Below are 12,562 nucleotides of genomic sequence, written 5' to 3' on the forward strand. Positions count from 1 at the left end.
ACCAGCGACACCACCCACCCAGAAGGATCAACGTGTCCAAGCGCATCGAGGTCGACGGCCTCAACGTCTACTACTCGAAGTTCAAGGCGGTCGAGGGTGTCGACATCACCATCGAGCCCCGCACCGTCACGGCCTTCATCGGCCCGTCGGGCTGCGGCAAGTCCACCTTCCTCCGCACCCTGAACCGCATGCACGAGGTCATCCCCGGCGCATGGGTCGAGGGCTCGGTCAAGATCGACGGCGACGACCTGTACGGCGCCGGCGTCGACCCCGTGCTCGTCCGTCGTCAGGTCGGCATGGTCTTCCAGCGTCCGAACCCGTTCCCCACGATGTCGATCCGCGACAACGTGCTGGCGGGCGTGAAGCTCAACAACAAGCGCGTCTCCCGCTCCGAGGCCGACGACATCGTCGAGCGCTCGCTGCAGGGTGCGAACCTGTGGAACGAGGTCAAGGACCGCCTCGACAAGCCCGGCATGGGTCTGTCCGGTGGGCAGCAGCAGCGTCTCTGCATCGCCCGCGCGATCGCGGTCGAGCCGGACGTGCTCCTGATGGACGAGCCCTGCTCGGCCCTCGACCCGATCTCGACCCTCGCCATCGAGGACCTGATCGAGGAGCTCAAGAAGGAGTTCACGATCGTGATCGTGACCCACAACATGCAGCAGGCGTCGCGCGTCAGCGACAAGACGGCGTTCTTCAACATCGCCGGCACCGGCGCCCCCGGCAAGCTCATCGAGTTCGACGACACCGCGACGATGTTCTCGAACCCGTCCGTGCAGGCCACCGAGGACTACGTCTCGGGCCGCTTCGGTTGATCGGCATCCGTCCGTCGCACTGACGGACGGCCTGGAGGCCCGGTGCACGTCCGCCACGGACGCGCACCGGGCCTTCGTGGTTGCGCCGGGTGCGACGGCAACCCGCGGGACGTGCGCATGTTCCGACAGTCCGCGCGTCGATCGACTCGTGGTTCGTCGCTCGATGCGCACGCAGACGTTGCGTGCGCATGTTCCGACAGTCCGCGCGTCGATCGACTCGTGGAACGACGAAAGGTGCCCGCGCATCGACTGCACGGGCACCTTCCGGAATGCCTCAGGCCGTGGTGGTGGGGACCGCCATGATCGGCGAGGTGGTGGGCTGCTCGGAACCGCCCTCGGGCTCGACCGTCATCCCGATCGTCGCGCCCTCGGACATCGCGCCCTTGAGCACGGCGGAGTGCACACCGTCAGCCGCACCGTCGACCAGGCCGGCCGACTTGATGGTGCCGCCCTGCTCCTCGGAGCCGATGTACCAGAGCTCGTACGTCTTGCCCTTCGGTGCCTGCTCGACACCGTCGAGGATCACCGCGGACTTGCCGAGGTCGTTCGACCACACGACCGTCGCCGAACCGCCGCCCGCGACCTTGGTGGTGGTGCGCTGGAAGTCCGAGGCGGCGTAGATGCGGTCGAGACCGCTCGAGGCCTGGGTGGTGCCCGTGCCGGAGCCGTTCGGGTCGAAGATCGACCCGACGCCGAGTCCGCCGAAGAAGACCGCGGCGACGGCAGCTGCGGCCGTCAGCATGACCGCCGGACGCTGGAACCAGCGGCGGCGGGCCTCGGACGATGCCCGGCCACCGGCGGTGGGGCCGTCGGCGATCGAGGCGACGTGCCTGGCGGGCTCGGGACGGGCCTCCTGGACGGAGGTGGTCTCGGCGACCGGGGTCTGGTCGACCGTCGTGTCGGCGAGGGGCGCGGCCTGGGGGGTCGTCGCGATCCGGGCCAGCAGCGACGCCTTGAGCGACGCGGGGGGCTCGATCGGTGCGACGGCGTAGGCGAGCTGCAGCGCGGTCTCGCGCAGCGAGTCGTTCTCGGCCTGCAGCTCGGGGGACGTCCGGAGGGCGTCCTCGAGGAGCGCGCGCTCGTCGTCGGACAGCGCGTCGAGTGCGTGGGAACCCGTCATCAGTGCGGGGTCGTCGTGGCGTTCGGTCATGAGGTCACCCCCATCTCGTCTCGGAGTCGGATCATCCCGTCACGGAGACGGGTCTTGACGGTGCCGATGGGGACACCGAGGTGTTCGGCCATCTCGCTGTGCGAGTAGCCGCCGTAGTACGCGAGTTGCACGGCCTGCCGCTGGAACTCGGTGAGCTTCGCCAGCGCTCGGCCGACGCGCTCGTGCTCGATGCGGATCTCGACGGACTCGGAGACCTGGTCGAAACCGGCCTCGAGGTCGCGGATGCCGATCTTGGTGTCGCGGTCGTGCGACGACTGCGAGGCACGGACCCGGTCGACCGCTCGGCGGTGGGCCATGGTGAGGACCCAGCTGGCGGCCGTCCCACGCTTCCGGTCGAAGCGGGTGGCCTGCTGCCAGACCTCCAGGAAGACCTCCTGCGTGACCTCTTCCGACTGCGCGCGGTCCCGGAGGAGGCGCGTGATCAGACCGAGGACCCGCCCGGAGAGTGCGTCGTAGAGGTCCGCGAAGGCGGCTTGGTCACCGGCGGCGACCCGGGCGAGGAGGTCGTCCGGCGATGCCTGAGCTGGCTCTGACGAGCTCCAGCGTTCGGTGTCGCTATCCACGAGGGCAAGCATTGCAGGTTTCCCTCCTCTCGGTTGCTTTCGTTGACCATGCGGGTAGCACGAAGCCTCCGTATGGGCGGTCGAGACGAGGGGCCGGCGTGACCCACAGGGAATTGACCGGCGGTGCCGGTCCGGGTCACACCGGGCCTCTCGCTTCGTGACGGGCATTCCGTCCGTCACGCAGATGATTCGGTGCGGTCCCCGCTGTGGATTGGATGGGGGTCGGGATTTCTCGGCGGGACGGGCGCGGCGGGCCCGCACAGGGGTGCGCGCGGGCACGCCCGGGGCCGGTTCTGTCCACCATGAGTGAACAGGGTCGAGTGATCAGCCGACGTCTCGTAGACTTGGTCTCGCCGGGCCGCAGCAAGCCCCGGGCTCCAAAATTCGCCGCTTCGAGCGGCCTCGCGCCGAGAGGCGCTTCTGCGGCCCGGTCTTTTCATGCCCGGATGCGGTCGCGTCCCGGTCTTCTGCTGCGCGGCCCTGGAGGCCCGGTGCGGGTCCGCCCCGCCGCTCGCTCAGTCCAGGCTGTCGCGGCGCCAGAGCGCCGCCGCCTCGGTCAGGTCGGCCGCCAGCTCCGTCAGGCGGAGCGCCCGCGTCGTGAGTTCGCTCGCGCGCTCGGATGCCACCAGGTCGGACTCGTCCGCCACGGCGGTCGCGCCGGCGGCGGTCAGACGGCAGAACGACGCCCCGCGGTCGAGCGCCACCGCGAGGTCGCCCGTGTACAGGCCGTGCAGGATGCGGTCGGCGAGCGTCAGGATCTCCGCCGGCCCCGTCGGTTCCTCGGCACCCGCGACCGCCTGGTCGATCGTGCCGATCTGCGCCGTGCCCCGCTCGAACAGGTACGCGATCTCCTCCGGGTTCTGCCGGATGACGATGCGCACGAGGTACACCCGCCAGAGCGCCCCCGGCAGCGTGTGTGCCCCGACCCGTGCCCACAGTTCCGCGATGGCGTCGATGCCGTGCACGTCGGTGTAGGTGACGAGCCGCTCGACCACGGCCGGGTCCGGGTCCTCGCGCACCCGGTGCAGCAGGGCGTTCGCGGTCTCGTGCGCGACACGGTTCACGAGCGCCGGGTCCTCACCGCCCTGGATGGCGGCGAACTCGGCGTCGGTGAAGTGGACGGGACGGTGGTGATCGCGAGGCACCGCAGCAGTGTAGGCGCGGCCGGTGACACGCCCGCGTCCCGTTCGCCCAGAACGCAACCGCTGCGCCACGCGTACCGTGTTGCGGCAGGGAGGCGCTCCTCCCTGCACGTGAAGGAGAGGACCATCCATGAACGCCCTGCTCATCATCCTGGCTGTGATCGCAGTCATCCTGCTGTTCGTCGGCGGTTTCGCTGCGAGCCTCAAGTTCCTGCTCTACGTCGGCATCGTGCTGCTGATCATCGCGGTCATCGCGTGGCTGCTGCGGACGCTCACCGGACGCCGGGGCTGACCCGGTCGGACGGTTCCGTCTCGGAGGCCCTCACCCGCTAGCCTTGCGGGTGAGGGCCTCTAGCTCAGTTGGTAGAGCACCGGACTTTTAATCCGAGGGTCGTGGGTTCGAGCCCCACGGGGCCCACCCACTAGCTCCTGTCTAGAATGTCCTCGATGGGCCGACGATCGCAGCGCGAGCGGCCGGGCACCCCCACCGGCCCGGCGACGATGCGCCGACGCCGCCGGAAGCTGGTGCCGGCACTCGCCCTCGGCGCGATGGCACTCGGGGTCTCCGGACTCCTGCTGATCCTGCCGAGCGTCTCGAGTGCCTGCCAGCCGGTGTCCTCGTCGACCTCGGCCTCGGCCGTCGCTGCCCCCGGCGTCTCGGCCGACCGCGTCGCCGCGGCGATCGAGCCTGGATCGCGCGTGCTCATCGTGGGCGACTCGTACACCTCGGGTCGGGGCTCGACCAGCGGACTCCGCGGCTGGGCACAGGACCTCAGCGAGGACCGTGGGTGGACGGCCAAGATCGACGGGTACCCGGGCACGGGCTACGTCGACACCGGTCGGACCGGTTCGTCGCACTACACGTACGGGCCACGCCTCGAGCGGCACGCCTCGTTCGACCCCCAGCTCGTGATCGTGCAGGGCAGCCAGAACGATTGGCTCGTCGACTCGGACACCCTCCGCGCCACGGTGGAGCGGACCCTCCGCACGGCGCAGCAGACCTGGCCGGACGCCGTCGTCGTCGCGCTCGGCCCGTCAGCACCGCTCCCGTGGGCGAACTCGACCGTCGGTGTCGCCGCGTCGGTCTCCGCGGGTGCCGCCGCCGCCGGTGTCCCGTACATCGACGCCCTCGCCGGCAGGTGGTTCAAGTCGAGCAACAGCCCGGGGTACTCCGCCGTCGACGGCGGCCACCCGAACGACGCCGGCTACCAGTACCTGGCGGACCGCGTCAGCGAGTCCCTCGACGCCCTCGGCGCACCCGTCGGCAGCGCCCGCTGCGTCTGAGGGACGCCGCCTGCTCCTGAACGGGGTACAACCCGTCCCCAGCGGGCTCATGGGAGATCCCCTGCCCACCACAGCCCACCCTCAGCGGATTGTTGGGCTGCCGCCGATAGTGTCGTTCCCGGATCCGATCACCGGATCCTGCAGCACAGCACCACCACGAACGAACGGGGCACACCGTGATCGAGCCCATCGAAGCCACGCAGACCAGCACCACCGGTGACGCGCGCCGCATCGTCGAGCTCGCAGCAGCGACCAACACGACGATGAGCAACGAGCTCCTGCTCGACACGCTCCGCCGCAACGCCCAGGTCACGACCCGCCACATCCGCAAGGACTTCATCGAGGTCGCGACGGCCACCGCCGTGCTCGGCTACGTCTGCCGGCAGCGCAAGGACTTCATCGCGCTCCGTGGCGACGACCCGGCGTGGGCGCACGAGGTCGGCCGGTACGCGACCGAGTCCCTCGCGGTCGAGGCACTCCGGATGCGCCGCGGCTGACGCCCGGCGTCCGACACGAACACAGAAGGCCCCGCCGGACACCCGGCGGGGCCTTCCTCGTGTCGGCGGTGCACGCCGACCGGAATCCTCAGGACCAGACGCGGCGGATCCCCCACGACCCGGTCCAGGTCTCGTCCGGCTCGAGCCAGCGCAGGCCCTCGCCCGAGTTCAGGGCATTGGCGGGCGCCGTCATCGGTTCGACCGCGACGGCGAGGCCCTTCCCGTCGCCCCGCGGGTACTCGCGCGAGGTGAAGACCTGCACGTAGGGGAACGAGGCGTCCTGCCAGAGCTCGACCCCGTCGCCCTCCGGCCCGTGCATCGTCGTGCGGCGGATCCCGTCGGCGTCGGGGGTGACGTCCTTGTAGGCGGTGTCGAGGTCCGAGTCCCCGGCACGTCGCCCCTGGCGCAGGTCGTACGGCGTGCCCTCGACCGGCACCGAACCGTTCGGGACCTTCTGCTCGTCGACGGTGAAGGCGGTCGCGGCGTCGAGCGTGACGACCAGGTCGTCGGCGGGGGTGTCACCGGCACGCAGGTACGGGTGGGCACCGACGGCGAAGGGTGCGCGGACGCCCGAGCGGTTCGTGACCTCGTGCGTGACGCGGATGCCGTCGTCGACGAGTTCGTGCAGCACGCGCGTCTCGAGGGTGAAGGGCCACCCGTGCTGCGGGTGGATCGTCGCTTCCTGCTGGATCGACGTCTCGGTCTGCGAGACCACCCGGTACGGGGCGAACCGGAGCAGTCCGTGCGAGGCGTTGCCGTACTTCGGCTCCGAGACGTCGAGCTGCTGCCGCTTGCCGTCGAGCTCCCACACACCACCGGCGACGCGGTTCGGCCAGGGCGCCAGGACGATGCCGTTCGCCCCCGGCGGCTGCTCGGTCACGGGGAACGTCTCGGTGATGTCGAAGCCGGCGACGCGGAGTTCGCGGATGCCCGCGGCGACCTCGGTGACCACGGCTTCGACGACCCCGTCGGGTCCGGCGTGGTGGAGGCGGTACTGGCCACCCGTGGGTGCTGCGGTCATGGGGTGTTCTTCCTTCCGGCTGGTTCGGTGTGCTGCTCGCCGTCGGCGACGATCACCTGGGCCCCGGCCGCCCGGATCGTGGCGACCGCGGCGGCGTCGGCCTCGGCGGTGACGACGACGTCGATGTCCTCGAGCGCGCGGACGACCCCGATGTGGGCCCGGCCGAACTTCGACCCGTCCGCGACCACGACCGTACGCCGGGCCGTCGCCGCGAGCATCCGCTTGGCCTCGGTCTCGGGCAGGTTCACGTTCGTCAGGCCGTGGTCGACGTCGAGTCCGGTCCCGCCGAGGAACACGAGGTCCGCGGCGATCATCGGCAGGACCGCGCCGTTGAAGGGGGCGACGAGCGAGTGCTGCAGGGGCCGGAGGGTGCCCCCGGTGACGATCACGGTGAAGCGCGGGACAGCCCGCTCGAGCGCGAGCGCCGTGGTGAGGGAGTTCGTGACGACCGTGACGCCGGTGAGCTCGGTGCGCGCCACGAGGGCCTCGGCGACGGCGGCCGGCGTGGTGCCGACGTCGAGGACGACGCACTCCCCCGGGCGGACCAGCGCAGCGGCCGCACGGCCGATTGCGGCCTTGGCCACCTGGTGCTCGACGGCGGTCTCCTCGAAGGGGCGCTCGGTGGACCCGGCCCCGAGGCGGACCGCGCCTCCGTGCACCCGCCGGATCCGGGCCTCCTGGTCGAGGACGGCGAGGTCCTGGCGGACCGTCACCTCGCTGGTGCCGAGGGACGCGGCCAACGCGGCCGTCCGGACCATGCCGGGGGCGCCGTCGACGATCGCGACGATGCGGTCCTGCCGGAGGGGCGCGGGCAGCGCGCCGGCGAGGAAGGAGAGGTCGGCGTCCGTCATGTGCACAGTTTCGCTTGCTTCCGATGTCTTTCGCAACGCTTCGGATGGGCGCTAGGCTGTTCCGGTGATCACCAAGCGCGTGACGAAGCTCGCGGACGGCCGCGACCTCTTCTACTTCGACGACGCCGACTCGACGCTGCCCGCAGAACGCAGCATCGACGAGCGCGTGCTCGACCCGCGGCCCGAGACGGCGCGGATGCGGCAGGACGTCCTGACGGGCGAGTGGGTTTCGATCGCGGCGTCCCGGCAGAACCGGGTGTTCCTGCCGCCGGCCGACCAGGATCCGCTCGCACCCCAGAGCCCGGCCAACCCGTCCGAGATCCCGAGCCGCTACGACGTCGCCGTGTTCGAGAACCGATCGCCGTCGTTCGGCCCGCTGCTCGAAGCCGACGACGCCCCCGAGTCGCTCGAGTCCCTGAGCGACGTCGGCCTGAACCGCCAGCTCCGCTCGGTCGGCCGGTGCGAGGTCGTGTGCTTCTCACCCGAGACCTCCGGGTCCTTCGCCTCCATCTCCGAGTCGCGTGCCCGCACCGTCGTCGAAGCCTGGGCCGACCGTACCGCCGCACTCTCCGCGATGCCGGGCATCCAGCAGGTGTTCCCCTTCGAGAACCGGGGCGAGGCGATCGGCGTCACGCTGCACCACCCGCACGGGCAGATCTACTCGTACCCGTACATCACGCCGCGCACCCAGCGCCTGCTCGCGAGCATCGAACGGTTCGGTCCGGACATGTTCGAGCAGCACCTCGCGAACGAGCGGGGTTCCGAGCGGGTCGTCCTCGCTGGCGAGCACTTCACCGCCTTCGTCCCGTTCGCCGCGCGCTGGCCCATCGAGATCCACATGCTGCCGCACCGCCACGTCCCCGACTTCGCCGGCCTGACCGACGCCGAGAAGGACGAACTGGCCCACATGCACCTCCGGCTCACGCGTGGGCTCGACGCGCTCTACGGCGACCCGACGCCGTACATCGCCGCGTGGCACCAGGCACCGGTGCACACCGCCCGCGACACCGTGCGGCTGATGCTGCAGATCACCTCGCCGCGACGTGCGGCGGACAAGTTGAAGTTCCTGGCCGGCAGCGAAGCCGCCATGGGCGCCTGGATCGGGGACCTCGTGCCCGAGAAGGCGGCCGAGTTCATCCGACAGGGAGTCGAGCGCGCATGACGTTCCAGCAGGTCTACGGGTACGAGCCGACGGTGCGGTACTCCGCCCCCGGTCGCGTCAACCTGATCGGTGAGCACACCGACTACAACGACGGCTACGTGCTGCCCTTCGCGATCGACCGTCGCACCACCGCGTCCATCGCGCAGCGCGACGACCGGACGATCCGCGTCGCCTCTGCCTTCGACGCCTCGAGCGAGCCGGTGGCGCTGTCCCTCGACGACCTGTCGCCCGAGGCCATGGACGGCTGGTCGGCCTACGTCTTCGGGATCGCCTGGGCCCTGCGCGAGCAGGCCGGTGCCGATCTGGACGACAAGACCGGGTTCGACGTCTTCATCGAGTCCGACGTGCCGGTCGGTGCGGGCCTGTCGTCCAGTGCGGCGATCGAGTGCGGTGTCGCGCTGGCCTTCAACGACCTGTGGGAACTCGGCCTCGACCGGAAGACCCTGGCGCGCGTCGGGCAGTACTCGGAGAACCACGCCGTCGGTGCCCCCACCGGGATCATGGACCAGTCCGCCTCGCTGCTCGGCGAGCAGGACGCCGTCGTGTTCCTCGACTGCCGCACGCTCGACACCGCCGTCGTCGACCTGGCGCTCGAGGCGAACGGGCTCGAGGTCCTGGTGATCGACACCCGCGTCGAGCACGCCCACGCGACCGGTGGCTACGCGGCTCGTCGGGCCTCGTGCGAGAAGGGTGCGCGGGCGCTCGGTGTCGAGGCACTGCGTGACGTCAGCGTCGAGGACCTGCCTCGTGCGCAGGAGCTCCTGGACGACGAGACCTTCCGCCGCGTACGGCACATCGTGACCGAGGACCAGCGCGTCCTCGACACCGTCCGCACGCTGCGCGAACAGGGCCCCCGGGCGATCGGTTCGCTGCTCGTCGCGTCGCACGAGTCGATGCGGGACGACTTCGAGATCTCCGTGCCGGAGCTCGACCTGGCCGTCGCGACGGCGGTCGAGCAGGGTGCCGTCGGTGCGCGCATGACCGGTGGTGGGTTCGGCGGTGCGGCGATCGCGCTGGTCGACCAGGAGTCGCGCGGTGCGATCACCGCCGCCGTCACCGCCGCCTTCGCCGACGCCGGGTTCCGCGAGCCGAACGTGTTCACGGTGCACGCCGCGCAGGGCGCCCGGCGCGACTGACGGCGCTCCGCCGCTCGACGTTTCGCGATCAGCGACAGTTCACGCGGCGATCAGCCCGTGGACTGTCGCTCAGCGCGAAAGAACGGCAGCGCCCGGCCGCGCCCGCGCCGACTCAGCCGAGGTAGTCCGCGTACCGGACGTACTCCACCACGTTCCCGAGCACGAACGGGTGCGTCCGACCGTGCTCCACGGCCCACTCCACCCACGCGGTCTGCGCCGGCATGAGCAACCACACCACGGCAGTGGTCCCGAGCACGGCGGCCAGGGTCAGGCCCATCACGGTGTGCTCGTCGAACCGGGCTGCACCACGGCGGGCAATCGCGACGACGAACCCCGCGACCGCGAACGCCACCGTCGCGAGCGTCCACCCGAACCAGGGGCCCGACGTGAACGTGTACTCCTGGCCGGCGTGCACGAAGGTCGTCGCCCAGCTCGAACCCGGTGCCTGGAACAGCACGCAGATCGCCACGATGACGATCAGCCACCGGGCGTCCTTGGTCAGTTGCGACGGCTCGGGCCGGGCTCGCATCACCGGCGTCGTCTGCAGACGTTCATCCCCCATGCCGCGACCGTAGCACCGGCGGAGTGCACTTCGTGAGCAGCAATGGTCGGGTGCGATGACGCCACCCGACCATTGCTGCACACCATCGGCACGCGAGCGCGCAGCCCGCGCCCTACGACAGCTGGCGCTCGGCGGCCTCGACGACGTTCTTCATGAGCATCGCGCGGGTCATCGGCCCGACGCCACCGGGGGTGGGCGACAGGAAGCCCGCGACCGACGCGACCGCGGGGTCGACGTCGCCGTGCAGCTTCGCCTTGCCGGTCTCCTCGTTGACCACGCGGGTGATCCCCACGTCGATGACGGCGGCACCGGGCTGGACCCAGTCCGGCCTGACGAGCCCGGCGACCCCGGCCGCGGCGACGATGATGTCGGCGCGACGGCACTCCGCGGCGACGTCGGCGGTCAGCGAGTGCGTCAGGGTCGCGGTCGCCTCGAGCCGCGTGAGCAGCAGGCCGAGCGGCCGTCCGACGGTCAGCCCCTGGCCGATGATCGTGACGTGCGCGCCACGGATCGGGATCTCGTACGCGTCGAGCATCGCGACGATGCCCCGCGGGGTGCACGGCAGCGGTGCGTCGATCGTGCCGGCACCACCGGGCACGGCGAGCACGAGCTCGCCGAGGTTCGTCGGGTGCAGGCCGTCGGCGTCCTTCGACGGGTCCATCAGCTCGAGCATCGGCGTCGGGTCGATGCCCTGCGGCAGCGGGAGCTGCACGATGAACGCGGTGACCCGGGGGTCGTCGTTCATCTGCAGGATCGCGGCCCGGATGTCGGCAGCGGACGCCGTCTCGGGCAGGTCGATGCGGTGCGAGTCGAGCCCGATCGACGCCGAGTCGCGGTGCTTGCCCGCGACGTAGGACATCGAGCCGGGGTTCGAGCCGACCATGATCGTGCCGAGACCCGGACGGATGCCGTGCTCGTGCAGGCGGTCGATCCGGCCCCGGAGTTCGTCGAGCGTCCGGGCGGCGAGGGCCGTGCCGTCGATGCGGACGGCACTCCCTTCACCGGCCCAGAGCTCGCGCGGGAGCGCCGCGCTGACCGAACCGCTCACGCGTAGAGCGGGAACGCGTCGGTCAGGACCTTCACCCGCGCCGAGAGTGCTGCGACGTCCGGGTTCGGCATGAGGGTCAGCGCGATGATGTCGGCCACCTCGGTGAACTCGGCGTCGCCGAATCCGCGGGTGGCCAGCGCCGAGGTGCCGATGCGGACACCCGAGGTGACCATCGGCGGGCGCGGGTCGAACGGCACGGAGTTGCGGTTCACGGTGATGCCGACCTCGTGCAGCAGGTCTTCGGCCTGCTTGCCGTCGACCTCGGACGCGCGCAGGTCGACGAGCACCAGGTGCACGTCGGTGCCGCCGGTGAGCACGTCGATGCCCGCGGCCTTGGCGTCGTCGGCGGTCAGGCGGGCGGCGAGGGCCTGGGCGCCACGGATCGTGCGCTCCTGACGGTCCTTGAACTCCGGGGTGCCGGCGAGCAGGAACGCGGTGGCCTTCGCGGCGATCACGTGCATGAGCGGGCCGCCCTGCTGGCCCGGGAAGACCGCGGAGTTCAGCTTCTTGAACAGGGTCTCGTCGTTCGACAGGATGATGCCCGAGCGGGGGCCACCGAGGGTCTTGTGGACCGTCGACGAGACGACGTGGGCGTGCGGGACCGGGGACGGGTGCAGCCCGGCGGCGACGAGGCCGGCGAAGTGCGCCATGTCGACCCAGAGTTTCGCACCGACCTCGTCCGCGATCTCGCGGAACTTCGCGAAGTCGAGCTGGCGCGGGTAGGCGGACCACCCGGCGATCAGGACCTTCGGCTGGTGCTCGATGGCCTTCGCGCGGATGTCGTCGTAGTCGACCTCGAACGTCTCGGGGTCGACGCCGTACGCCACGGCGTTGTAGATGCGGCCGGAGAAGTTGAGCTTCATGCCGTGGGTCAGGTGACCACCGTGCGCGAGCTCGAGGCCGAGGATGGTGTCGCCGGCCGAGGCGATGGCGTGCAGAACGGCCGCGTTCGCGGTCGCGCCGGAGTGCGGCTGGACGTTGGCGTACTCGGCACCGAAGAGCGCCTTGGCACGGTCGATGGCGAGCTGCTCGGCGACGTCGACGTACTCGCAGCCGCCGTAGTAGCGCTTGCCCGGGTAGCCCTCGGCGTACTTGTTGGTGAGCACGGAGCCCTGCGACTCGAGCACGGCACGCGGCACGAAGTTCTCGGACGCGATCATCTCGAGGGTGTCGCGCTGGCGGCCGAGCTCCTGCTGCAGGACGGCGGCGATCTCGGGGTCGACCTCGGTGAGCGGGGCGTTGAAGGCGGCGCGTGCGGCGGCCTGCTCGGCCACCTCGGCCGAGTCGGAGACGAACGGGGGCAGATCGGCAAT

General features: G+C 70.9%; 14 protein-coding genes and 1 tRNA gene. 7 read left to right on the top strand and 8 right to left on the bottom strand.

Annotated elements, in window-relative coordinates; all coding sequences use genetic code 11:
- Positions 1-32 precede the first annotated feature (32 nt).
- Positions 33-812, top strand: a complete 780-nt coding sequence (pstB, locus tag DEJ03_RS00500; RefSeq protein ID WP_027466631.1) for a phosphate ABC transporter ATP-binding protein PstB — start codon at positions 33-35, stop codon at positions 810-812.
- A gap of 274 nt (positions 813-1,086) precedes the next feature.
- On the opposite strand, the gene DEJ03_RS00505 is transcribed toward pstB, so the two are convergent.
- The 3 genes from DEJ03_RS00505 to DEJ03_RS00515 form a co-directional block, all read right to left on the bottom strand.
- Complete coding sequence (locus tag DEJ03_RS00505) at positions 1,087-1,962, bottom strand: anti-sigma factor domain-containing protein (RefSeq protein WP_071404715.1); 876 nt, start codon at positions 1,960-1,962, stop codon at positions 1,087-1,089.
- On the bottom strand, positions 1,959-2,558 hold the full coding sequence (sigK, locus tag DEJ03_RS00510; protein ID WP_027466633.1) for an ECF RNA polymerase sigma factor SigK: 600 nt from the start codon (positions 2,556-2,558) through the stop codon (positions 1,959-1,961). The genes DEJ03_RS00505 and sigK overlap by 4 nt, the downstream gene beginning before the upstream one ends.
- Before the next feature lie 503 nt (positions 2,559-3,061).
- Complete coding sequence (locus tag DEJ03_RS00515; RefSeq protein WP_027466634.1) at positions 3,062-3,691, bottom strand: hypothetical protein; 630 nt, start codon at positions 3,689-3,691, stop codon at positions 3,062-3,064.
- A 127-nt stretch (positions 3,692-3,818) separates the two neighbouring features.
- Between DEJ03_RS00515 and DEJ03_RS17645 the strand changes: the two genes are divergently transcribed.
- From DEJ03_RS17645 to DEJ03_RS00530, 4 genes are all read left to right on the top strand, one after another.
- Positions 3,819-3,980: a hypothetical protein gene (locus DEJ03_RS17645; protein ID WP_017888098.1), complete on the top strand. Its 162-nt coding sequence runs from the start codon at positions 3,819-3,821 to the stop codon at positions 3,978-3,980.
- A gap of 53 nt (positions 3,981-4,033) precedes the next feature.
- Positions 4,034-4,106 (top strand) — tRNA-Lys (locus tag DEJ03_RS00520).
- A 29-nt stretch (positions 4,107-4,135) separates the two neighbouring features.
- Positions 4,136-4,972 carry an SGNH/GDSL hydrolase family protein gene (locus tag DEJ03_RS00525; RefSeq protein ID WP_181422562.1) on the top strand — a complete coding sequence of 279 codons (837 nt, stop codon included), beginning with the start codon at positions 4,136-4,138 and terminating at the stop codon, positions 4,970-4,972.
- A gap of 176 nt (positions 4,973-5,148) precedes the next feature.
- Entirely contained in the window at positions 5,149-5,469 is a 321-nt protein-coding gene (locus DEJ03_RS00530) for a hypothetical protein (RefSeq protein WP_027466636.1), read from the top strand.
- Between the two features lie 88 nt (positions 5,470-5,557).
- Here the strand turns inward: DEJ03_RS00530 and DEJ03_RS00535 are convergent, their stop codons facing one another.
- Positions 5,558-6,490: an aldose 1-epimerase family protein gene (locus tag DEJ03_RS00535; protein WP_110863127.1), complete on the bottom strand. Its 933-nt coding sequence runs from the start codon at positions 6,488-6,490 to the stop codon at positions 5,558-5,560.
- The gene (locus DEJ03_RS00540) at positions 6,487-7,341 is read right to left on the bottom strand and encodes a DeoR/GlpR family DNA-binding transcription regulator (protein ID WP_110863128.1); all 855 of its coding nucleotides are present in this window, start codon (positions 7,339-7,341) and stop codon (positions 6,487-6,489) included. The genes DEJ03_RS00535 and DEJ03_RS00540 overlap by 4 nt, the downstream gene beginning before the upstream one ends.
- 64 nt (positions 7,342-7,405) lie before the next feature.
- Between DEJ03_RS00540 and galT the strand changes: the two genes are divergently transcribed.
- On the top strand, positions 7,406-8,503 hold the full coding sequence (gene galT, locus DEJ03_RS00545) for a galactose-1-phosphate uridylyltransferase (protein WP_110863129.1): 1,098 nt from the start codon (positions 7,406-7,408) through the stop codon (positions 8,501-8,503).
- Positions 8,500-9,639 (top strand): galactokinase, encoded by a 1,140-nt coding sequence (galK, locus tag DEJ03_RS00550; RefSeq protein ID WP_110863130.1) that lies wholly within the window; start codon positions 8,500-8,502, stop codon positions 9,637-9,639. The genes galT and galK overlap by 4 nt, the downstream gene beginning before the upstream one ends.
- Positions 9,640-9,751: 112 nt before the next feature.
- On the opposite strand, the gene DEJ03_RS00555 is transcribed toward galK, so the two are convergent.
- From DEJ03_RS00555 to glyA, 3 genes are all read right to left on the bottom strand, one after another.
- On the bottom strand, positions 9,752-10,201 hold the full coding sequence (locus tag DEJ03_RS00555; protein ID WP_110863131.1) for a hypothetical protein: 450 nt from the start codon (positions 10,199-10,201) through the stop codon (positions 9,752-9,754).
- Positions 10,202-10,313: 112 nt separating this feature from the next.
- Positions 10,314-11,249: a tetrahydrofolate dehydrogenase/cyclohydrolase catalytic domain-containing protein gene (locus tag DEJ03_RS00560; RefSeq protein WP_110863132.1), complete on the bottom strand. Its 936-nt coding sequence runs from the start codon at positions 11,247-11,249 to the stop codon at positions 10,314-10,316.
- On the bottom strand, positions 11,246-12,523 hold the full coding sequence (glyA, locus tag DEJ03_RS00565; RefSeq protein ID WP_017888107.1) for a serine hydroxymethyltransferase: 1,278 nt from the start codon (positions 12,521-12,523) through the stop codon (positions 11,246-11,248). The genes DEJ03_RS00560 and glyA overlap by 4 nt, the downstream gene beginning before the upstream one ends.
- Positions 12,524-12,562: the final 39 nt, after the last annotated feature.

The sequence above is a fragment of the Curtobacterium sp. MCLR17_043 genome (assembly GCF_003224215.1).
Lineage (GTDB): Bacteria > Actinomycetota > Actinomycetes > Actinomycetales > Microbacteriaceae > Curtobacterium > Curtobacterium flaccumfaciens.